This window comes from Agrobacterium sp. InxBP2 (genome assembly GCF_026191755.1).
Lineage (GTDB): Bacteria > Pseudomonadota > Alphaproteobacteria > Rhizobiales > Rhizobiaceae > Agrobacterium > Agrobacterium pusense.
Map to the genome: position 1 here is coordinate 17,793 of NZ_JAINDY010000020.1, position 20,203 is coordinate 37,995.

Consider the following 20,203-nt stretch of genomic DNA (forward strand, 5'->3'; position numbering starts at 1 on the left):
GATCAGAACTTATTGATAACGGTTTTGCTGCTGCGCACAACTGAAAAAGAAGCTGCTTAAATGCAATTTGCACAAGCAATAAACGGCTTTACCTCTTCATCATTTCGCGCCGAGCGTTGGGAAAAACTGTAAAATTCCTCCGATGCAATACAGGTAGATGCCGCTCGCCACGAACCCCACCACCGCCCATGTCGGCGTCTGGAAATGCATCAGCAGCGCGTAACCACCAAGGGCGCACCAGATGGCCACGACAAGAAGATTAAGGGACCGCAGCCGCTTCACCCGCACGGGATGCAGGAAATTGATCGGCAGAAATGTCAGGAACACCGAAACAGTCACGACTGTTATGGCGGTGGTGGCGCTGGCATCCATCACGAAGAGCGTGAAGATCACCATGTTCCACACCACGGGGAAGCCCGAGAAGAAATATTCGTCGGTCTTCATCCCCATATCGGCATAGTAGATAGCACTGGACACCACGATCATGCCCGCCGCCACAAAGGACCATGGCTCTCCAATCATGCCGCTCTGATAGAGCGCGAAGGCAGGCAGAAGCACATAGGTCACGTAATCGATGATGTTGTCGAGCGTATCGCCCGACCAGTTTGGCAGTACTTCCTTGACCCGGACCTTCCGGGCGATAGGGCCGTCTATCCCATCCACCAGCAGCGCAAGACCAAGCCACCAGAACATATCGACAAAACGGTGCTCGGAAGCAGCGACGACGCCAAGGAAGGCAAGAAAGGAACCGGACGCCGTTAGAATATGAACGGAAAAGGCGCGGATTTCCGCATAGGGAACACGCTTGTAGTTGAAAATTTTCATGGTCAGCGTCTGCGCCCCGCTTTTCATCCGCCCTGCTTATTCCGGTATGCGGCCATTCACCACGCTTTGCAACCGGCTCAGTCGGCTTATCCTAAGACTAATGTGGCGGCAGACCCAATGAATCTTCACAACCGGATGTTCCCGGCCGGAAGTGGATTTGCCGATGCAAAGCCTTTATGATGCTCTGGAAATAACAACGGATCAGGACCATGAGACACTTCGATATCGCCATAACAGGTGCAGGACTTGCGGGTCAGATCGCGGCCATCGCACTGGCACGGGCGGGTCGCCACGTGGCGCTCGTAGCACCTTCCACCGACAGGAAGGACCGGCGCACCACGGCGCTCATGGACCAGTCTATCCGCTTCCTGGACCGTCTCGGCCTGTGGTCACGCATCGCGCCTTCGGCCGCCCGCCTTTCCACCATGCAGATCATAGACGGAACCGACCGTCTGTTGCGAGCACCGACAGTGCAGTTCCGTTCCTCCGAAATCGGCCTGGATGCATTTGGCTGGAACATCCCCAACGAGGCCTTGCTCGGTGTTCTCGGCGAAGCGGTGGAGCAGGAACACAATATTACCCGCCTCGACACCTTCGCCGAGGCGATCGATATCGGCAACGACCGCGTGACGGTGACGCTTGCGGACGGCGAAACGCTCTCTGCCGATTTCCTCATCGGGGCAGATGGCAGGAAGTCGATGGTCCGGGATGCAGCCGGCATCGGCGTGAAATCCTGGTCCTATCCGCAGACCGCCGTCGTTTTGAACTTCGGCCACAGCCGACAGCATGGAAATGTTTCGACGGAATTCCACACGCCCACCGGCCCTTTCACGCAGGTTCCCCTTCCCGGCAACCGCTCCAGCCTCGTCTGGGTCGTCACCCCGCAACAGGCGGAAGAACTGACTGCCCTGCCACTGGAAGCGCTGAGCCTTCGGGTCGAGGAACGCATGCAGTCCATGCTGGGCGCCCTCACCGTCGAGGATAGCGTCCAGGCATGGCCGCTCTCTTCCATAACCGCCCATCGCTTCGGCAAGGGCCGCGTCGCCCTGATCGGCGAGGCGGCACATGGTTTTCCGCCCATCGGCGCACAGGGACTGAACCTCAGCCTGCGCGACATCATCTCACTGACGGAATTGCTGAGCGCCGTTTCCGACCGCCCCATTGCGGCCGATGCCGGCAGCAGCTTCGACCGCAGGCGGCGGGCGGATGTCTATAGCCGCACGCTGAGCGTCGATCTCCTGAACCGCTCGCTGCTTTCGGATTTCCTGCCCATCCAGATGGCGCGCGCAGCCGGCCTGCACGTGCTTTCCGGCATCGGTACGCTCCGAAGCATTGTCATGCGCGAAGGCATCGAACCCGGCCGGGGCCTGAAGGCCCTGCCCTCACTGCTGTTCGGCAGCTTCAAAAAGGCTGGATGAAATAGACCACGCCCGTCAGCGTGAGAACCGACAGCACCGTCGAAATCAGGATCGTCGCCGACGCCCGCTCCTGCCACACATGATATTGCTGGCCGATGACGAAGACATTCGTCGCGGTCGGCAAAGCAGCCAGCAGCACGGCGGAATAGATCCACACCGGCTCGAATCGCCCGAGCGACGACAGCACGAGATAAACGGCGAGCGGATGCAGGATGAGTTTTGCCGGCACGATGTAGCTGATCTCCACCGGCACCCGCTTCATCGGCCGAAGTGCCAGCGTCACGCCCATTGCAAATAGCGCACAGGGTGCGGCTGATTGCGCCAGATAATCCACCAGCCGCTGCACCGCCTCCGGCGGTTGCCATGACAGCGAAGCGGCCAGGAAACCGGCGATGACGGATACGATGAAGGGATGGGTGATGACCTTGCGAGCCACATCCAGCGCAAGCTTCGCCGGGGAACGCTTGTCGCCGCCTGCAACGGCCATCATCGCCGGCGCGACAATGAAATGCGCGGCGTTTTCGAGGCAGACGATGAGCGCCACAGGCACCGCCGCCTTTTCGCCGAGCGCCAGAAGCGCAATGCCCGGGCCCATATAGCCGATATTTCCGTAACTTGCCGCGAAACTCTGGATCGTCGTTTCAGCGAGGCTGTTTTTCCGGACAAAACGACCGATCAGGAACACAACCAAGAAAATGCCATAGGTACAGACGAGGCTGGCGGCAACGAAATCCATCCGCGCCAGTTCTTCCACCGGCGTTTTCGACACCAGCTTGAAAAACAGCGCCGGCAGCGCCGCGTAGATGATGAAGGTGTTCAGCCAGCCCATCGCCTCGACCGGCTGTTTCGTGATGCGCGCAGCGCCGTAGCCGATCAAGATGAGGCCGAAAAACGGCAACAGCAATCCCACGATGTCAGTCACTATGTCTCCCCCGCAAGCAACTCCAGCGGGAGGCTTAGCCGATTTGCATCAGGATCGGAAAGGTCTCCTGGAACCAGATCGCCACATTGGTGATAAAGCCGGATATGAAAGCGAGGCCGGTCAGCACCAGCAACACGCCGAGCAGCTTTTCCACGAGGCCGAGATGGCGGCGGAAGCGGACGAGGAAACGCATGAAGGAGCCAGAAAATGCCGCCGCGATCCAGAACGGTACCGCCAGGCCGAGGGAATAAACCGCAAGCAACATTGCGCCGTCGCCGACCGTGTCGCGTGAAGCAGCGACGCCGAGAATCGCGCCAAGAACCGGGCCGATGCAGGGCGTCCAGCCAAAGGCGAAGGCGAGTCCCATGATATAGGCTCCGGACAGCGTCGCCGGCTTGCCCGCGCCCTGAAACCGGGCCTCGCGCGAAAACAGGCCGATACGGAACACGCCCAGGAAATTCAGGCCCATCAGGATGATGATGAAACCGCCGATCTTGGCGAGAATGTCGAGATTCTGGCGCAGAAGCGTGCCTATCGTCGAGGCGCCCGCGCCCAGCGCCACGAAGACGGTGGCAAAACCGAGTGTGAAAAAGAAGGCCGAAAACAGAACGGCCCTGCGAATCTCCGGCCGTGGTGCCGCGTCTTCCGTCCTGAACTGCTCGACCGACACACCCGCCATATAACAGAGATAAGGCGGCACCAGCGGCAGAACACAGGGCGACAGAAACGAAAGAGCGCCAGCCAAAAGCGCGCTGAACAGGGAAATATCGGCAATCGACAAGAGAAACTCCGCATCCCGCAAAGCCGCCGCGATTCTTGAGAGCCGCCACCGCTTCACGCTTCATTTTCACGCATGTCATTGCCGCAAAACGATTTCAGCCGCCAGGCAGACACACTTGACGCCGGTTTTATCCCCGGCCGCCCCCTCTCTCCAATCACCTTTTCGGGGGTGCGACAAAAAAAACCGGATTGATCGCCGAAAGCGCTTTTTTTGGGTTGACCGAACGGATCGCTCTACATATGTTCCGCGCACTTCCGAAGGGCAGCCAAGCCCGCCACGGGAGAGCGTAGCTCAGCCGGTAGAGCAACTGACTTTTAATCAGTAGGTCCAGGGTTCGAATCCCTGCGCTCTCACCACCTCATAATATTTTTCGTATGTATTTCCATGGGCTTACCCAACCGGCAGGCAATCATCCCGCCGGGTGTTCAAAGCGTTTCCAACATCAACACAGAAAACAAAAGCGTCGCCACCACGGACGCCTAGCGGTACGCGTAGATGTAACGTGCTATATTGTCATAAAAGCTGGAAAGATAAGCGGGCAGCCGCCTCAGTCGGGTAAATGTAGACGGGCAAATTGGACACAGGCTGCATTTCGCAAGGCACCATAAGCGGGAAACAATGAACCGCCGCGTCCTACAACAATGGGAACGTTGCGTCCACGGTCACGCTCCACTGTCCATCGTCAGGAGTGCCGTGGCTGTAAGCCGGCAAGGAATGGTCGCAATCACTTCCGCGCGGCGGTACGGCGGCAGCGCCAGTTCCAGTCTCTCGGTTCACCGGTGTCCATATGGACCGATTCGGTATGGCAATAGGTGCCGACACCCCCCCGGTTGGGCAGGGAACGCAGATAGGTTGCGAGTTCCCACTTGGAGACACCCTTGATCTGTATGTCGGCCGCATCGCAGGTATAGTGTTTTGAACCCTGCCTTATTCCCTTTGGCGGACGGTAGCCGGAGGTGACAATGGCCGGGCTGTTATAATGTCGCTCCACATCCTTGATCATGCTGATGAGCTCCGGCTTGAAACAACCGACTTCAACGCGATCTGTCTGCAGGAAAAGCCCGTTCGGCGCGACGCGGGTCAGGCCGGAGAGCGAGGCAAGCTTCATCAGCCCGGTGGGTTCATCGTCCTCTTCATCGAGATGAGCGTCGTCGAATTCGTCGGACATCATCGAGCGACCGGAGAGCGCAATACCCATCGTCTTGTCCGCCGCTCCCGGAAGTGCGGCCACCTGCGTGCCACCTGCCGAACCGCTTTCGATCATTTTCGGCAGGCGCTTCTTGGCTGCACCGGCGAAAAATGCTGCAAGCGTAACGCCCTTGCCTTCGCCTTCCTGCTTCTCGTCGCCCATGGCGGCACTGGTCGCGGGCTGCACCGAAGCAAGCTGTTCCGATGCGGTTTGTGGCACCGGCACGGCAGCGGGCTGGCGGTTCTCGCTGTGCTGCTCCGGTACCTGCGCGGCTGACGGCACAGCAACAGGCGCGGATACCGGCTGCGGTTGCGCCGCCTGCACAGGGGCGGAGTAAACGCTGCTGAGCGCAGGTGTGATTTTCTGGGAAGGCACGCCCGCCGCGGCCGCGCCGGGCGCCGTGGCGGCCGGGGAAGGCACTGCGGATGCGGTGGAATAGATGCTTGATGTTCCAGCGGAAATTCCCGTTGGCTGCGTCGTCAGTCCGGCGATATCGGCGGCAGCGCCGTAACCCTGTGCCGGGCCGCCCGCTGCCTGATGCTGCGCCGGAGCCGTGGTCGCGCCAGCCGCTGACGCCACGGCGGGATCCACATAATGCCCCTGCTGCGCACCGGCCGCCGGTGCAGCAGTTGCGGCCGTCTGCGGCTTCTGCTGTCCGGCAACTTCCGGCTTTTTGGCAGTGGCGGCCATCTCCTCGTCGGTCACCGCCGAAACGCATCCGGAAAGCCCCAGCAACGAAACCGCGATGACGAGACGCCGACAAGAAACGCGTCCCTTTGCGCCCTCGACAGTTTTCATGGGTGGCCTCCGTATCGTTATTTCCAACAGCAGCACGGGAACGGAATCGTGTGCTTCCCCCAAAACGGGACTGGCCGTTTCGATTCGCGGACTATGCCTCATCCCCTCAGGACAAGGCAAGAGCGCCCGAAAACGCTGCTGCTCACCGGAAAATCCCTACCAGGAACCGGTATTCTGCATAGATATCCACGGTTCGGCTGGTGCGAGGCTTTCGCCTTTCTGCAAAATTTCGAAAGAAATACCATCCGGTGAACGTACGAAGGCCATATGCCCGTCTCTCGGTGGCCGGTTGATGATAATGCCGTTCTGATGCAGATGCGCGCAGAAGTCGTAGATATTATCGACCTCATAAGCGAGGTGGCCGAAATTGCGGCCGCCGGTATAATCTTCACTATCCCAGTTATAGGTGAGTTCGAGGCACGGCGCCTTGTTTTCCTTCGCCGCAGCAACGTCGTCGCGAGCTGCAAGAAACACCAGAGTGAAGCGGCCTTTTTCGTTCTCGATTCGGCGTATTTCGGCAAGACCGAGCAGGTCAACATAGAATTTAAGTGATTCGCCAAGGTCTTTGACGCGAACCATCGTGTGCAGATACCGCATTTTATTTCTCTCCATTACACGGGTCCGAAGCCGTTAAACGCATGATCGCAAGCCCCGGACAAGGACGGCGACATAAAAGCAGCTGCGTAAATCAAAAACTAGGGCTTGCGTGAAACCGTTACCAAGATGTTAATCTGGCGCACAGGAATCAGTTGACCGGTGTATGGCGCGTAATCGAGGGGTTGGCAGGATATGGCTGATAGGATGTCATCGAAAACGATAGTCGATGTCGAGGACCTTTCGGGCGATGCCGTGGACCTGACCGAGATCACCGGCGTCGTGAAGTGGTTCGATGTCGCCAAGGGTTTCGGTTTCATCGTGCCCGACAACGGCACACAGGATGTGCTGCTGCATGTTTCCTGCCTGCGTCGCGACGGTTACCAGACGATCCTTGAAGGCACGCGCATTGTCGCCCTCATCCAGCGGCGCGACCGTGGCTTTCAGGCATTTCGCATTCTCTCCATGGATCAGTCCACCGCCGTTCACCCCTCGCAGCTGCCGCCGGTGCGCACCCATGTGCAGGTGACGCCGTCCAGCGGACTGGAGCGCGCCATTGTCAAGTGGTTCAACCGCACCAAGGGTTTCGGTTTCCTGACGCGTGGCGAAGGAACGGAAGACATTTTCGTGCATATGGAGACACTGCGCCGTTTCGGCCTGACCGAACTTCGCCCCGGGCAGGTTGTGCTGGTGCGTTATGGCGATGGCGACAAAGGCCTGATGGCCGCGGAAATCCATCCGGACAACCCGGTTTCGATCGGGATGTCGCATTGATGTCCGCCCTGCCCGATATGGTGAAGAGCGCCGTTATGGCGCTTCTTTTTTTCACGCTGGCCAGCGCCGCCCAGGCGCAGCAACAGCAGACATTCACCTCCGAACCGCTGCAGATTGAAACGGCCGGGGGAAAAAGCCATGATTTCTCTGTGGAACTGGCGCTGAACAATGCCCAGCGCGAACAGGGCCTGATGTTCCGCAAGAGCATGCCACCGGAAAACGGCATGTTGTTCAATTTCGGTGAACCGCGTGATGTCGCCATGTGGATGCGGAACACGCTTATTCCGCTCGACATGCTTTTCATTGGCCGTGACGGCCGCATCACCCACATCCACGAAAACGCGGTTCCACATTCGGAAGCCATCATCAGCTCCCGCGGGCCAGTGAAATTCGTGCTTGAACTGAATGGCGGCGCTGCGAAACGTTACGGCATCAAGCCTGGCGATATTGTGCGCAGCGCGCAAATCGGCAACCGGAAGTGACGTTGCCGCGTTATTGCGTCTGAATGAGCCGGACGATGTTTCGCCCGGCTGGCGCAATGTTCAGTAGACCGGCTCTATATGGCTCAGAATTCTGCAGTTGGAAATGGAAGCGGCAAGGTTGATGGCGATGTCGATCGCCTCGACCGAATCAGCCGTGCCTTCCAGATAGATCACGTCATTTTCGACAGTGGCGGAAATGCGCGACTTTTCGAGACCTGATTCGAAGGCCAGTGCCGAGGTAATGGCCTGGCATACGCCTGCCATGCGGTCACCAAAGAAGCTTTCCTGAATACCTGACAGATTGAACATATGTGTTCTCCTTCTTATGGACATTACAACGCCTTTGGTGGCGGTTTTGTTCATCTCCGGTTCATCTATTTGTTCATCTTCCATTCATCTTGAAAAATTGGAACCCCCCAATCGATCACATTTTAGGTGATCGGGAACCATTTCGTGAGGCGGGCATTTCGCGCATGGGAGTGAAAAGGGAGTGAAAACCGCCATGAAGGCGCGTGAAACAGGAGGAGAATGACATGCTGATCAACAGAACGGAGCCGTGTCACCACGCCTCGTGGATGAAGCCGGTGGCGATCCACCTGCCCTTGTCCGCAGCAGTGGAAATCTACAGCCCGCTGGTAGCGCTGGACATGCTGATGTACCGCTGGCCGGAAGAACACGGCCCGGAATATGAAGAAGCACGCAGAAACTGCCTCGATGCCATCGCCGGACGATGCGACATCGAAAAAGCGCGGGAGTCGTTTCTCATCGCAAGCAGCCACGCTCATATTCTCAACATGCACTGACGTTCATTATCCGCGTTGATGACTGGCCCTTCTCCGCGAAGGGCTTTTCTTTTGGCGTTCACTCTTTCAGGCACAGGGTCGCGCGCGGAAAACTCCCGCCTGCCGCCGGTGACATGTAACTGTCACGCAAACGTTATAATCGGCAGAGACAAATTCCGTGGAATCACCGGGCGGACAAACCGCCGGAAGCTCGGGAGTGGACCTGGCCAGCATGGAAACCGTCTTTGCCCTTTGCGCAATTCTGCTCGTCGCTTTCAACCTTCTCGGTATCTGCCTTGCCGGGTGGCGGCTAAAGCGGCGCGACCCGGAAAATTCCCTTGCGCGGCAAAAATCGCCTGTCTCGATCGTTGTGCCACTGTGCGGTGTGGAAAGTTTCACCCCTCTTACGCTGTCACGCGCCTTCGAGCTCGATTGGCCGGATTACGAGCTGCTTTTCTGCGTTGCAGATGAATTCGACCCCGTCATTGCGCAAGTACGCAAAGCCCAGAGCGCCTTTCCTTCCGTTTCAGCGCAATTGCTCATCGGCGACGACCGGATCAGTGCCAATCCAAAACTGAACAATTGCGTCAAGGGCTGGCTGGCCGCCCGGCATGAATGGGTCATCCTCGCCGATTCGAACGTATTGATGCCTAAATCCTACGTGACGCGCATGATGTCGGCCTGGCGGAAAGACAGCGGCCTCGTGTGCTCCCCGCCGCTGGGCTCGCGGCCGACGGGTTTCTGGGCGCATGTGGAATGCGCCTTCCTCAACGGCGCGCAGGGCCGCTGGCAATATGCGGCAGAAGCCATCGGAATGGGCTTCGCGCAGGGCAAATCCATGTTGTGGAACAAACCGTTCCTCGAGGACCATGGGGGTATCCGCGCCCTCGCCGCCGAAATCGCCGAAGACGCCGCCTCGACGAAGCTGGTGCGGAACGCTGGCCGCAGGGTGCATCTTGTCTCCGCCCCTTTCGAGCAACCGCTCGGCCAGCGTCACGCCGGCGAGATCTGGTCACGCCAGGCCCGCTGGGCGCGGCTAAGGCGCGTGACCTTCCCGCAATATTTCGCGCCGGAAATCCTGACGGGCGCACTTCCCCCGCTTCTGTTCGCACTCACCGCGGCGGCCATGATGGACGTGAACCTCTTAGCGCCCGCCCTCGCCGTCCTCGTCCTCATATACGGCCCCGAATTGGCCCTGACCGCCCTCAACGGGTGGCCAATATCGCTCCATACCCTGCCGGCCATGATCGCACGGGACATCATCATGCCCGTCATCTGGACGAGAAGCTGGATTGGCAGCGCAGTGGCATGGCGCGGCAATGTCATGACAATCGGTACGGCGGAAAGCACTTTGGCCGGCCCGCCAGCGGAATAATGACAATTTATGGGAAGAGGTTACGCCGGAAAGCTGATGCTTTGCCTTAAAATGGTCGGAGTGGAGAGATTCGAACTCCCGACCCTCTGGTCCCAAACCAGATGCGCTACCAGACTGCGCTACACTCCGCCGAGGCGATGGCTGGGGAATACACGGTTCATACGCAGTCCGCAACAGGGAAATTCATCTTTGTTCAGCCACGACACAGTTGAGCAAAACCTAAGGTCGAGCGGGCAGCACATGAACCGACAGCAAGGGGATAATCGTCTTGACTCTCACTTGAACTCGGTCCATTTCAAATTCAACGTTCCTGACACGATTTGGTTATTCTATTCAGGTACGTGATGAATAATCCGGGGTTTCACCCCGCTGTCCAACCGGAGCAGTTTCGACATGTCTGCGAAGATTTACCGCCCTGCAAAAACCGCCATGCAATCCGGCAAGGCGAAGACCAATGTCTGGGTTCTGGAATTCGACGCCGAGGTTCCGCGCAAGATCGATCCGATCATGGGCTACACCTCCAGTTCCGACATGAAGCAGCAGGTCAAGCTGACATTCGAGACACAGGAACAGGCCGAAGCCTATGCCCAGCGCAAGGGCATTGAATATCGCGTGATCCAGCCGAAAGAAGCGACCCGCAAGGTGGTTTCCTACACCGACAATTTCCGTTTCAACCGCACCCAGCCCTGGACGCACTGAAACACGACGACCAAAGTTTTTGCCGGAGCATCGATTGCCCGGCATGACGGCCCCTTAGCTCAACTGGATAGAGCAACTGCCTTCTAAGCAGTAGGTCGCAGGTTCGAGTCCTGCAGGGGTCGCCAATATTTTCAAGCGCTTAGCGGCGTTTCCTGAATCACTGGTTTGCAGTTTTCTGGCGTAGTTTGCAGAATTCGTTCTGCGGGCGTTCTGGTGGTGCAACTTATGCGACGGCAGGAATACTGTGGTTACTAGCTGGCGGGGACTGGCAAGCGCGCAGCCGAATTGCTAGATTGACATCAACACGGAAAGAGCCGCGTGCCCGAGGGGGAGCCCAAGGCTAAAAAAAGATCCCCCTACGCATGGCTGGAATAGGTGTGGACAGCGGCTCAGTTGCAGTCTGCCACACCCGAGTAGGAGAAGCCCGTGAAGGCTAAGTTCTCACTCGAAGCCAGCAAGTCTACCGGAGACATCCGGGTAGCAGTTGACCTAAGTGTCAACCTGGCTGCTATCCTGACGATCTTCGGCAGGCTTTTCTAAGAAGAAGGCCCAGCACTAAGCTGGGCCTTTTTCTTTCACGCCGCGTCCTCCAAGTGCCAGTGCAGGAAAGCATCAAGCTGGCGATGCAAATCCACGGTGTCACCGATGTTGTGGATCTCGACGTCGGCACCACCACACCCCGCCTCGCTCTCATGCGATCCTGCAATACCGCCACGACCGACAAGCTGCCAGACTACGCCACCGATCTTGCGAACCTCGTCGGCTTCATTCGGGAAGCGGCAGTCATCGACGACTACGCGGCCGCCAAAGGCAAGAACGCCGTCTATGCGTGAGCGCCAGAGATTGGTCCAGAAGTCCTCACCCATGCACTTGCGGCCCCATTCTGTGCCGAGCGTTTGCATGGCATGCCTTGGCGTGTGCCCCGACAACATCGCAAGCTCGGTCTCCTTGTGCGCGCCCTCGATGTGACCCTCACCCAGCCCGACCGCCCGCAGCATGTCCTTGAGCGGCCCTGCGAACTTCACCAGCTGGTAGCCGTGCTTCTCGACCAGGTAATTGCTAGCCGTGCTCTTGCCGCTTCCGGCGAGGCCGGTGAGCGCGATGACGGGTGGAAAAATATGGCGCGACCAGCGCGCGGAAACGTCCGGCCCACTCGCCAAATCTAACCCGCTTACCTGCTTCCCGATCGCCGCGCCGAGTGCGCGCAGCTCGACAGGAACGTTATCATTCGCCGGTACGGCTGTGAGGCAGCCGGTGTCTCTGGATGTGATGGTTTGCGCGGTGGTTGTCATGCGGTCTCCTTCAATGCTGCGTCGACAAGGGCAGCCCAAACGTCGCGGGCCTTCTGCGGATAGCCTGGAATGCCGAGATAGATGTTGCCGTCGCCACATGCGAAGTCATCAAAACCGACGACGATCTCTTCGGCGGCTTCAAGCTGCGCCTCGGTGGGCTCGCGCATTGCGTTGATGGCGGCGCTGGCTACAGATTTGAGGCTGTCTTGAATTGACGGCAGCAACACATCGAAATCATCGTGGTTGATGCCTTGCCGGTGGTAGTCCGCAAAAATCGCCCGTGCCACCCTTTCAATCATCTCGCTCACGCAGCTTCCTCGCCATCCCAGTATTGCCTGTCTTCATCAAGTGCTGTCTCTGGGTCAAATTCGACACCAAAGAACGAGAGCAGCCCTGCGGCATATTCGCGTGCCTTCAGCTCAGGCCAGTTAAATGGCTCAACAGTTAGAAGTGACGCGCATTCGTCAATCCACTCTTCCTCGCTCATGGCTTCTCCTTCAACTGTGCAGCGATTTCCCTGTGAGGAATGACTTCCCCACCGCTGAGCAAATACGCAGCCCTGCGGGTTGCTTCGGCTTGATCCGATGTTCTGTCTCGCCAGTCATTGCATTCACGCCAAAAGCTCCAAGGCCATGAGCGCCGCTCGATTGCATAGTGGCCGAAGCAAAGCTTCCGCACTCGGACGCGGTAGGGCTTCATACCTTCTCCTCAATCTTATTCTTGCCTTCCACCTTCGGCTTCACCACCGGCCTGAACCGGCGCAGCGCGAACGGTGGATCCTCTTCGCCGAATTGCGGGCACACGCCGCGGTTTACGCCAGCCAGCCTGATGCCAGCGTAGTCGCCGCCGAGATACGTGCGGCACATGCCCACCCACGTCGCCGTGTAGATCTCCCCGGCACGAATGCCGAGGTATTGCTCAGGAAGGGTGGTGTCGTCGACGCAGATCACTTCGTCTCCGGGTTTGATGGTCATCGGCAATCCTCCTTAAAACGGACGTCAGGCTTGCCGTCCTCATTCGGGCAGATATCGAGAAGGCCGCGTGTGTTCGCACCATCGAAATAATATTCGTACTTGTTCTTGTGGTACTCGTAATTGACGCGCCAGAACTCAGCCTGCCGATTTAACTCCCACGCGACAAAGACGGTTGGACCGAACCAGATGACAGGGATCATGATTGCAATGGCAAGGCCAGATGCGATCTGTTTAATCTTCATGCCACCCTCCCCGCCATCAACACCTCAAACGTCGCCAGGAATTCAATCTCAGCTTCCTCTGGCGACCAGTACCTCAACCGAACGCCCAGCGGCTTATCGTGACGAGCATGCCATGGCATAGGCACCAGATTGACCAGCTCGTCGGCGATGATGCGGTTGTCGGCATCGTGCACTTCGTCCGGCAGCTCGCGGTCCAATTGGAACCGCGCCGCGATCGCCAGCCAGTTCTTCTGCTCTATGTCGTTGTAGTTCGTCAGGTACGGTTTCAGCGGCCGCGGAATGTCCACGCAGTATGCTTCAGGGGCATCGTGCAGAAGGCCAGCCAAAGCCACCTCCGGCGCGTACTTGGCTGCAAGGTGACGGGCAATCAGGACGGAATGCTCTGCAACCGAATAGAAACGCAGGCAATGCCCGGCATATCGGCATTGAAGGCCGAGCGAATGCGCGATGTCCTCGATGTAGACTTCATGCGGGCGCGGCGACATCGGCCAATATTTGCGACCGGTGAAGGTTTGCATGAAATCGCCGGCGCGGGGTGGTTCGGCTGGTGTGTTGCGGGTTAGGCCGAGGTATTGTCCGTTGTCCTGGGACTGAGGACGGTTGTCGTTGGCGGCAACTGGGGTACACCTTGTGCGCTCTTCGCGCAGCGCCATTGCAGCCTTAAAGGTGGCGATCTTTTTATCTGCGATCTCTCTCGCATCTATCACTGCAGCGTATGGCATCAAAACGCCTTCCCACCAGCCTTAAGCCGGTTCTCAATCTTGTGGTCAGGACGATTGGCGTTGAATGCCATCTTCTCGACGATAGCGCCGCCGAGGTCGTAGCCAAGGAATGCCGCCAGATCGCCGATGCGGATCATGGCGTCGGCCAGCTCAACTTCAGCCATCGGCCGGTGCGGCAGCTTGTCGTCCATCAGCACTTTGCCTGGCTTCGACTTGCGATAACCTTCCATCGCTTCGCTGACCTCGCTATGGATCAAACAAAGCATCTCCGGCACGTTTCGATCGAGTGCCTTGCCGGTCGAAAGGTCTGTGTACCAGCCTGCTCTGCGGCTTGCTGCGTGGCAATCGGCGGCGAATAGGTTGATGGCTGCGGCGTGGTGGTATTCCACCTCCGTAGCAAGTTTCAACGTAACGACGTTGTTGGCCATTCTGATTTCTCCTCAGTGGTGTGGTGGTTAACCGTCAGTTGGTGGCTGGCGGGTTAGTCGATTGTGAAGTCCTTCCCGTCGCGGATGTAGGCCTCAAACTGCGATGCGACGAAGCTGATTTTGTATCTGGAACCAATGTCCTTCTTGTTTTGAATGGCCAGCCTAAGCGCCGCGATGCGGATTTGGTGATCCGTTTCTAGCTTGTCTTCTTCTTGGCTCATGCCACCGCCCTCACCGGCTCGTTGTCATTCGCAGCGTCCATCATCGCCACGCGAACACGAGAAACCTCGCCGTATTCCTTGTGGTAGCTGATCGACTGCATGGACCGGCCAGACAGAAAGCCCGAGCCGAAGTGCCACGCATCCTGAGGCGTCGGCGTCTGGTGCGATTCTGAAATCACCCCGCCGCCCTCGGACGCAAACTTGCTCGAGTGGTGGATGTGAAAGCCGTGGACGAAGCGGTGACGAGTGGCGCCCCAGTCTTCGGCCCTCCGATGCGCCATGATGCTCGCCATGTCTTTGAGCTTGACCGTGTGGCCATGCGTGGCGCCGATCATCACCTTGCCGAAACGGAACCAGAAGAACAGCGACGGGTCAACGTCAACAGTCACTCTCGGCTCATTGCGATACCAGGCGAGCAGGAAGTATGCGACGGCTACCGAGGCGTGCTCATCATGGTTGCCGGGCAAGATACGGACGGTGACATGGCCGTGCCGTTTAAGGCTGGCATCTATCGAGCGAACGACTAGGCGGCATGCTGTCATCAACACCTTCTGGTAACGCCCGTCGACCTGAAGAACGTTGCCAGACCGCGCTGTCTTGTTCTCGTTGTTATCTGAGTGGAGAAGGTCTCCGCCGCCCAAAACGATAGCATTCGCAGACGGTGGCGTGCGCGCGATCAGGTCTTCAATCGCAGAGCCGATGACGCTCTCCGCAATTTTCAGATCCCAATTCGTGTCAGTCTCGCGATGCCATGAGAAAAGACCGATGTGCCAGTCCGCAAGTGGCGTCAGCGTCAGCAGATCGTCATAGACCTGCGTCGGCGCGGCGATAGGTTCGGCGGGCTCTACGTCTGCGAAGGCATCTTTGAGGATGGCGGCAATATCGACAGGCGAGTGCTCCAAAGCCGTCTTCTGCCACTGCTGGATAACGCGCCCTTCAGCATCGACGAGAGCAGACACGCCTTTGACGACGTGGCCAGTCGGCAATTCAAAGCGCTCGCCCCGCTCTTGCGTCTGCTGAATGAACGTGCCGCTCGGCGTGTTGCTGATCTTGCTGATGCGGAAGCCAGGCAAAACAGGCTCAGTACCTAGAAGGCCAGCCTCGGCGGCGCGCTTCACGCTTTCAGCAAGCGCGGACTTGCCGATGCCAAGTGCTTCGGCAGCTTTCACAAGCGTGCCGTGCTCTCTGTAGGCGTCGGCTCTTCGGCGTAGTTCTTCGATGGGTAGAGGCATGCAGTCTCCTCGATGTGGTGGTTAAGGCCGCTTGGTGGGCGGCCTTGGTGTTACTCTGACAAAGCCGGTGGGTTGGTGGAGGAGGTCGCGCCGACGAGCGGGTAAGTGATTTCCCCGTCAGCAAATCGGCAGTACTGCGGCTGGAGGTAGAGGCGCGGCCCGTAGTGGCTCAAACCCTCGGTCAGCAGATAATTGATGGTCTCGCCGGTCTGAGTGTTCTCGGCGGTCCATCTCCACTGACGCTTCTCAAGACCTTCGCTGTAGCTCTCCACCGGTTCAGAGGTGACGCGAGCTTCGATGTTCATGCCCATCTCGCATTCGTAGATGACATCGCCAATTTTCAGATTTGGAATATCGCTGTCGCGGATGCTCATCATCTTCTCCCGCGGTGCTGTGGTTACTTGGTGGGGGTGGAGGCTTGGTCGCTCTTCAAAACGTTCGCCCAAACCGCGAAAGGGTGCGGCTCTAGATCGACGCTATCCATCGCCGGCCATTCCAATCTCCCCCAAGAGCAGCCGTCATGGGTGTTGATGACCGGGAACTCTGCCCATGAAGAGGGGATGAACTTCTTTGTTTCGCTGTCGATCCAGCGGTATTGAGAATTCATCTCGTAGTAATCGGACGTGCCATACTGCTCTTCGATTGCGGTCAGGATTTCATCTGTAAAGTCACCAAGATCAGGAGACCCGTCCGGGGCGCGATAATCACCCGATATCTTCCAAGAGCTGCATCCTCGAATTATCCAGTAGGCCGGACGATTGTTTATCGTCGTGATGGAGAAGAGTGCGCGACCGTCTCCAAAGACCTCGCTAACAACTGCGGGTGTGAATGTGATCGAGTTGTCCGGTGTCCAGAGATAGCTCGTGACTGGCTTCTGTGCGTCCCTCAAAGCTTTCGTGATTTCATCACTATCGCTCATGTTCCCTATCCCTTGTCTGAAGCCCTATGCGGGGCGGCGCGCTAACAACTCACAAACCGCAGTCGAAGGCACGACATAGCCATAGCCAACCAGCGAGCCTGAGAAGCCAATAGGCGCAGCCATGACGCCGACGGTGATGCCAACTAGGTCGCCGCCATCGGCATACACCGGCCCGCCTGACTGGCCCATCACAGTCGTGATGTCGGTCACATAGACCGATTTCCACGGACCTGTTTCGCGTGGCTCTCCGGCGATCTTCCCGTAGGCGGCAACGAACTCGATTTTCAGGGGATTGCCGTAAGCAACGATAGGATCGCCCACCTTCACAGCGCGACAGGCCAGTTTTGCGACGCCGAGGCCGTCCGACGACGTGCGCAGCAGTGCAATGTCACTGGCTTTGTTGACCCAAAGGACATCTGCCTTGCGAAGAGCGCCGCCTTTAGCCTTTAGCTGGACTTCTTTCGCATCGCCGACGACGTGCGCAGCAGTGACGATAAAGCCGTCTCCGATATGAACGCCGGAACCGTGTCCGTTTTCGAGTTGGATCTTGACGGTGGCCGTTTCGGTTGCTGCGGGTGTTGGTGGAGGAAGTAGCGCATAGGCGGCCGCAGAGGTCGCGGCGATGACGAGGAATAAAGCAACGAGGAATGCGCGTGGCGACACAATACGCCGCAGGAATCGTCTGAGCATGATTATCCCCTCTTTCTGGCGACCGTGCGCCAATGTGGTGGTCTCGGTTGGTGCCGAGCGGCTGATGAGGCCGACGATCAAGCTATACTGTTTTTACAAATTTGTCAAGATTTGCGACCGACTCAGAATCCCGATTGACTCTTTGGAGTATGAGAACATAATAAGAACATCATGTCCCACAAGATGCAAACACAAGCAATGAAACAGTACAGATTTCAGGCTGGGCGCTGGATCGTAACAGTGCGCGCGCCGACCTTTGCCCACGCTAAAATTGCCGCCGCAGCAAAGCTGGATCAGCGGGCAGCAAAGCTTTTTGCTAGTCCGCCTGCATGCGGCTGGAAGCTTGAACGATTATCAGACACCACCAGAGGATAGTCCTGTGCGCCCACAGTCAAGAGAACCGCAAGCCGATCCGGTTGACCACATCATTGCATGGCATGACGGCGACAGCCGCGCCGCTATCGAGACGCTGATGGAAGATATCCAGCACTTGCGGCTGCAGCTTGCGCTGGCGACTGCAGCGATGGGAACCGGTTTCACGAGAGGATGGAAGCCGGACGCCGACAGAAATGCCAGGTGAAGGAGCTTATCTGCTTTCGGACTACGGCGGCGAGCCTGTAGGCGTTATATGCGAGGAATGCGAGCTCCTGAAATTCATAAGCTCGGGCGAGCTCATGATTGAATTTGGCGACCTGTCGATGCCGACGATGCTGCGGCACATCTCTCAGGAAGTCATAAAATGCGCGAAGCCGATGGAGGGCTTTTCAGGCCGCTGCATGCTTCATTACCACGCGCGCTCCGGCAGTCAGATCGAGGCATTGAAACAAGCGAAGCCGCCGGCCGTTAGAGTGAAGGAAATTCGAAATTGGGAGATTGTCGTTGCCAAGTGCAACTACTGCGGCCACGTTTCGAATATCCCGCACTGGCAACTGAACCGCGCGGCGAAGACGGACACTACGGTGGACGAAATTGCCAAGCGACTGAAATGCAAACGATGCAGCGTGAAGGGTGACGTGAAAATCACCATAGCCAAGATGCCGAGGTGAGCATGAGCGACCAGACCAACAAGGCCGGCGACGGCATCCACGAGAATCACTGGTGCGAGCATCCGGGCTGTCGTAAATGGGGAGGCTTCGGCTTTAGCCGAAACAAGGTTGAAAAGTCATCCTGGCATTGCTGGGAGCATTATCCATTCAAGGAGTGGCCCCGATGATCACCCGCATCACTCGACAGAAAGACGCAAAACAGCGGCTGTCGATGGCTCTACGTCAACTGAATGACGCTGTCAGGGACCTCCACAAGAGCGGCCTCGACGTGGAAATCATGGAGCTGACGATGTTAACGTCGCGCGGAGATATGAAGCAGTTCGATATCCGGACGTTTAGGGCAGAAGGCGCGCCGCCGGATTTGAAGGTGGTAGGAGACTGAAGCCCCAATAAAACGACCTTCCTTCACAAGTCGAGCTCGTCATCATCCGGAGAAACCGACAGCCCTGCCTCATGGGCGGCTTCGACAAAAGCGAGACGCGCATCCTCAGGTCGGTCGTCCAACCCATTTTCGAGGACAGCTGAGCAGACCATGAGCGCAGTCACATACGCCTGCGCTTCTGAACTCCCGGGCCATCGGTGAAGCAGAACCCACGCGAGGTCTGTGACGGTTTCGAGGGTTTCGAAATCACCCCAAAGGATCGTTATTGGCTCTATTCTGAATTCGTTCATGGGGCGAGCTAACACGAAAAGCGGCGGCGTTTAATCAAGCCGGTACACATCCGCGTTATCCTGCCGCTCTCTGAGGCCCTTGTAGGCCGCGTGACGGAGCTTGCGATCCGGCGTCATCTGGCGGAACTCAATCTCTGCAATAAGCGTAGGTTGAACCCAAACGACCTCTCTCCGGCCGGCATAGGCAACGGGCGGCTTTTTCCTACGCCATGGAAGTTTATCCAACATCCGCCGCAGGTCGTTTGCGGCGCGCTCCTTAAATCCCGTGCCGACGCTGCCGACATAGCGCAAGTCATCGCCGTCATAGGCGGCCAGCAAGAGTGAGGCAAAGCCGCCGCTTGCTGACATGGAGGGTTCATATCCCACGATCATGAACGGTTCGGACTGGACGCATTTGACCTTGATCCAATCGCCGGTTCTTCCGCTCCGGTAGGGGCGGTTTCGATCCTTGCCAACGATACCTTCCAGCCCGAGGCGGCATGCATGTTCGAGCATCAAGCCGGGATTGTCAGTTTCAACTTCTTCCGATATCCGGATAACGCCATCGAAGCCGTTCAGCATTTCCTCGAGGAGATGACGGCGGCTGCGGTAAGGCAACTCACGCAGATCCCGCCCATCGAGATACAGAAGGTCAAATGCATAGAGGATGGCGTCCCCGGCCACTTTCTTGCCGCTGCGCGCGCCAACGGCACCCAGGCTATTCTGGAGCGCATTGAAGTCAGAGCGCCCTTGTTCGTCCAGGACGACAGCCTCGCCATCGATAATGAATGACGCCGGCCCAAGGGCTCGAGCCGCTTTCTCGATAGCCGGGAACCGCGCGGCCCAATCATAACCGCCGCGCGTCAATATTCGGACGCCGCTCGCGTCGGCATGGATCGCAAGACGGTAGCCGTCCCACTTGATTTCCCATCCCCACTTGTTGCCAGCAGGCGGCTTTTGCTTCAGCAACGCAAGGGCAGGTTCAATACGCTTCGGCATTGGCTCCAGTAGCAACGCCGGCTGAGCGGGGTCCCGACGACGCCGTGGCCGAGAGCGGAGAGGTTCGTCGTGCCTCAGAAGAGGCTTGGAGGTTTTTGGCTTCTTCATGAGGACAGCCTACCGACGAACCGTTTACAAAATGTTCGAT

At 58.0% G+C, this 20,203-nt stretch carries 30 protein-coding genes and 3 tRNA genes; 12 read left to right on the top strand and 21 right to left on the bottom strand.

Annotated features, from left to right (window positions below; genetic code table 11):
- Window positions 1-99 precede the first annotated feature (99 nt).
- Window positions 100-825: a phosphatidylcholine synthase gene (gene pcsA, locus K7A42_RS02870; RefSeq protein ID WP_282454881.1), complete on the bottom strand. Its 726-nt coding sequence runs from the start codon at window positions 823-825 to the stop codon at window positions 100-102.
- A gap of 209 nt (window positions 826-1,034) precedes the next feature.
- Here pcsA and K7A42_RS02875 point away from each other — a divergent pair, with 209 nt between their 5' ends.
- Window positions 1,035-2,243: a UbiH/UbiF family hydroxylase gene (locus K7A42_RS02875; protein WP_282454779.1), complete on the top strand. Its 1,209-nt coding sequence runs from the start codon at window positions 1,035-1,037 to the stop codon at window positions 2,241-2,243.
- On the opposite strand, the gene K7A42_RS02880 is transcribed toward K7A42_RS02875, so the two are convergent.
- A complete protein-coding gene (locus K7A42_RS02880; RefSeq protein WP_004442347.1) occupies window positions 2,227-3,165 on the bottom strand; it encodes an AEC family transporter in 939 nt (312 codons plus the stop codon). The genes K7A42_RS02875 and K7A42_RS02880 overlap by 17 nt on opposite strands.
- Before the next feature lie 34 nt (window positions 3,166-3,199).
- On the bottom strand, window positions 3,200-3,946 hold the full coding sequence (locus tag K7A42_RS02885; RefSeq protein ID WP_022556323.1) for a cytochrome c biogenesis CcdA family protein: 747 nt from the start codon (window positions 3,944-3,946) through the stop codon (window positions 3,200-3,202).
- 280 nt (window positions 3,947-4,226) lie between these two features.
- Here K7A42_RS02885 and K7A42_RS02890 point away from each other — a divergent pair.
- Window positions 4,227-4,302, top strand: a tRNA-Lys gene (locus K7A42_RS02890).
- 368 nt (window positions 4,303-4,670) lie between these two features.
- Here K7A42_RS02890 and K7A42_RS02895 read toward each other — a convergent pair.
- Both K7A42_RS02895 and K7A42_RS02900 read right to left on the bottom strand, forming a co-directional pair.
- A complete protein-coding gene (locus K7A42_RS02895; protein WP_282454780.1) occupies window positions 4,671-5,933 on the bottom strand; it encodes a D-Ala-D-Ala carboxypeptidase family metallohydrolase in 1,263 nt (420 codons plus the stop codon).
- Window positions 5,934-6,089: 156 nt separating this feature from the next.
- A complete protein-coding gene (locus tag K7A42_RS02900) occupies window positions 6,090-6,530 on the bottom strand; it encodes a VOC family protein (RefSeq protein ID WP_184285688.1) in 441 nt (146 codons plus the stop codon).
- A gap of 192 nt (window positions 6,531-6,722) precedes the next feature.
- Here K7A42_RS02900 and K7A42_RS02905 point away from each other — a divergent pair, with 192 nt between their 5' ends.
- The gene (locus K7A42_RS02905; protein WP_004442353.1) at window positions 6,723-7,301 is read left to right on the top strand and encodes a cold-shock protein; all 579 of its coding nucleotides are present in this window, start codon (window positions 6,723-6,725) and stop codon (window positions 7,299-7,301) included.
- Entirely contained in the window at window positions 7,301-7,783 is a 483-nt protein-coding gene (locus K7A42_RS02910) for a DUF192 domain-containing protein (RefSeq protein WP_282454781.1), read from the top strand. Before K7A42_RS02905 ends, K7A42_RS02910 begins: the two co-directional genes overlap by 1 nt.
- Window positions 7,784-7,843: 60 nt before the next feature.
- On the opposite strand, the gene K7A42_RS02915 is transcribed toward K7A42_RS02910, so the two are convergent.
- Window positions 7,844-8,092, bottom strand: a complete 249-nt coding sequence (locus K7A42_RS02915) for a BON domain-containing protein (protein WP_003522642.1) — start codon at window positions 8,090-8,092, stop codon at window positions 7,844-7,846.
- A gap of 224 nt (window positions 8,093-8,316) precedes the next feature.
- On the opposite strand from K7A42_RS02915, the gene K7A42_RS02920 reads away from it, so the two are divergent.
- Both K7A42_RS02920 and K7A42_RS02925 read left to right on the top strand, forming a co-directional pair.
- Complete coding sequence (locus K7A42_RS02920; RefSeq protein WP_004442357.1) at window positions 8,317-8,586, top strand: DUF982 domain-containing protein; 270 nt, start codon at window positions 8,317-8,319, stop codon at window positions 8,584-8,586.
- A gap of 211 nt (window positions 8,587-8,797) precedes the next feature.
- Window positions 8,798-9,940, top strand: coding sequence for a ceramide glucosyltransferase (locus tag K7A42_RS02925; RefSeq protein WP_282454882.1), 1,143 nt, complete (start codon window positions 8,798-8,800; stop codon window positions 9,938-9,940).
- Between the two features lie 52 nt (window positions 9,941-9,992).
- On the opposite strand, the gene K7A42_RS02930 is transcribed toward K7A42_RS02925, so the two are convergent.
- Window positions 9,993-10,069: transfer RNA gene (locus tag K7A42_RS02930), tRNA-Pro, on the bottom strand.
- A gap of 264 nt (window positions 10,070-10,333) precedes the next feature.
- On the opposite strand from K7A42_RS02930, the gene K7A42_RS02935 reads away from it, so the two are divergent.
- Window positions 10,334-10,639 (top strand): ETC complex I subunit, encoded by a 306-nt coding sequence (locus K7A42_RS02935; protein WP_004442361.1) that lies wholly within the window; start codon window positions 10,334-10,336, stop codon window positions 10,637-10,639.
- A 48-nt stretch (window positions 10,640-10,687) separates the two neighbouring features.
- Window positions 10,688-10,764 (top strand) — tRNA-Arg (locus K7A42_RS02940).
- Between the two features lie 450 nt (window positions 10,765-11,214).
- Here the strand turns inward: K7A42_RS02940 and K7A42_RS02945 are convergent.
- From K7A42_RS02945 to K7A42_RS03000, 12 genes are all read right to left on the bottom strand, one after another.
- On the bottom strand, window positions 11,215-11,931 hold the full coding sequence (locus tag K7A42_RS02945; protein ID WP_282454782.1) for a deoxynucleotide monophosphate kinase: 717 nt from the start codon (window positions 11,929-11,931) through the stop codon (window positions 11,215-11,217).
- Window positions 11,928-12,239, bottom strand: coding sequence for a hypothetical protein (locus K7A42_RS02950; RefSeq protein ID WP_282454783.1), 312 nt, complete (start codon window positions 12,237-12,239; stop codon window positions 11,928-11,930). The genes K7A42_RS02945 and K7A42_RS02950 overlap by 4 nt, the downstream gene beginning before the upstream one ends.
- Entirely contained in the window at window positions 12,236-12,418 is a 183-nt protein-coding gene (locus K7A42_RS02955) for a hypothetical protein (RefSeq protein WP_282454784.1), read from the bottom strand. Before K7A42_RS02955 ends, K7A42_RS02950 begins: the two co-directional genes overlap by 4 nt.
- Before the next feature lie 208 nt (window positions 12,419-12,626).
- Entirely contained in the window at window positions 12,627-12,905 is a 279-nt protein-coding gene (locus K7A42_RS02960) for a hypothetical protein (protein WP_282454785.1), read from the bottom strand.
- Complete coding sequence (locus K7A42_RS02965) at window positions 12,902-13,147, bottom strand: hypothetical protein (protein ID WP_282454786.1); 246 nt, start codon at window positions 13,145-13,147, stop codon at window positions 12,902-12,904. Before K7A42_RS02965 ends, K7A42_RS02960 begins: the two co-directional genes overlap by 4 nt.
- On the bottom strand, window positions 13,144-13,869 hold the full coding sequence (locus K7A42_RS02970) for a hypothetical protein (RefSeq protein WP_282454787.1): 726 nt from the start codon (window positions 13,867-13,869) through the stop codon (window positions 13,144-13,146). The genes K7A42_RS02965 and K7A42_RS02970 overlap by 4 nt, the downstream gene beginning before the upstream one ends.
- On the bottom strand, window positions 13,869-14,297 hold the full coding sequence (locus tag K7A42_RS02975; RefSeq protein ID WP_282454788.1) for a hypothetical protein: 429 nt from the start codon (window positions 14,295-14,297) through the stop codon (window positions 13,869-13,871). The genes K7A42_RS02970 and K7A42_RS02975 overlap by 1 nt, the downstream gene beginning before the upstream one ends.
- Before the next feature lie 53 nt (window positions 14,298-14,350).
- Entirely contained in the window at window positions 14,351-14,518 is a 168-nt protein-coding gene (locus K7A42_RS02980) for a hypothetical protein (protein WP_282454789.1), read from the bottom strand.
- Window positions 14,515-15,750: a hypothetical protein gene (locus K7A42_RS02985; RefSeq protein ID WP_282454790.1), complete on the bottom strand. Its 1,236-nt coding sequence runs from the start codon at window positions 15,748-15,750 to the stop codon at window positions 14,515-14,517. The genes K7A42_RS02980 and K7A42_RS02985 overlap by 4 nt, the downstream gene beginning before the upstream one ends.
- Before the next feature lie 50 nt (window positions 15,751-15,800).
- Complete coding sequence (locus tag K7A42_RS02990; RefSeq protein WP_282454791.1) at window positions 15,801-16,124, bottom strand: hypothetical protein; 324 nt, start codon at window positions 16,122-16,124, stop codon at window positions 15,801-15,803.
- A 23-nt stretch (window positions 16,125-16,147) separates the two neighbouring features.
- A complete protein-coding gene (locus K7A42_RS02995) occupies window positions 16,148-16,669 on the bottom strand; it encodes a hypothetical protein (protein WP_282454792.1) in 522 nt (173 codons plus the stop codon).
- Between the two features lie 24 nt (window positions 16,670-16,693).
- Window positions 16,694-17,440 (bottom strand): S1C family serine protease, encoded by a 747-nt coding sequence (locus K7A42_RS03000; RefSeq protein WP_282454793.1) that lies wholly within the window; start codon window positions 17,438-17,440, stop codon window positions 16,694-16,696.
- Between the two features lie 298 nt (window positions 17,441-17,738).
- On the opposite strand from K7A42_RS03000, the gene K7A42_RS03005 reads away from it, so the two are divergent.
- The 4 genes from K7A42_RS03005 (at window position 17,739) to K7A42_RS03020 (ending at window position 18,787) form a co-directional block, all read left to right on the top strand.
- Window positions 17,739-17,939: a hypothetical protein gene (locus K7A42_RS03005; protein ID WP_006697485.1), complete on the top strand. Its 201-nt coding sequence runs from the start codon at window positions 17,739-17,741 to the stop codon at window positions 17,937-17,939.
- Between the two features lie 94 nt (window positions 17,940-18,033).
- On the top strand, window positions 18,034-18,405 hold the full coding sequence (locus tag K7A42_RS03010; protein WP_282454794.1) for a hypothetical protein: 372 nt from the start codon (window positions 18,034-18,036) through the stop codon (window positions 18,403-18,405).
- 2 nt (window positions 18,406-18,407) lie between these two features.
- Window positions 18,408-18,572 carry a hypothetical protein gene (locus K7A42_RS03015; protein ID WP_209915035.1) on the top strand — a complete coding sequence of 55 codons (165 nt, stop codon included), beginning with the start codon at window positions 18,408-18,410 and terminating at the stop codon, window positions 18,570-18,572.
- Window positions 18,569-18,787 carry a hypothetical protein gene (locus K7A42_RS03020; RefSeq protein WP_135855965.1) on the top strand — a complete coding sequence of 73 codons (219 nt, stop codon included), beginning with the start codon at window positions 18,569-18,571 and terminating at the stop codon, window positions 18,785-18,787. The genes K7A42_RS03015 and K7A42_RS03020 overlap by 4 nt, the downstream gene beginning before the upstream one ends.
- 23 nt (window positions 18,788-18,810) lie before the next feature.
- On the opposite strand, the gene K7A42_RS03025 is transcribed toward K7A42_RS03020, so the two are convergent.
- Window positions 18,811-19,077, bottom strand: coding sequence for a DUF982 domain-containing protein (locus K7A42_RS03025; RefSeq protein ID WP_282454795.1), 267 nt, complete (start codon window positions 19,075-19,077; stop codon window positions 18,811-18,813).
- A gap of 30 nt (window positions 19,078-19,107) precedes the next feature.
- Window positions 19,108-20,163, bottom strand: a complete 1,056-nt coding sequence (gene ligD, locus K7A42_RS03030; RefSeq protein ID WP_282454796.1) for a non-homologous end-joining DNA ligase — start codon at window positions 20,161-20,163, stop codon at window positions 19,108-19,110.
- Between the last annotated feature and the right edge of the window lie 40 nt (window positions 20,164-20,203).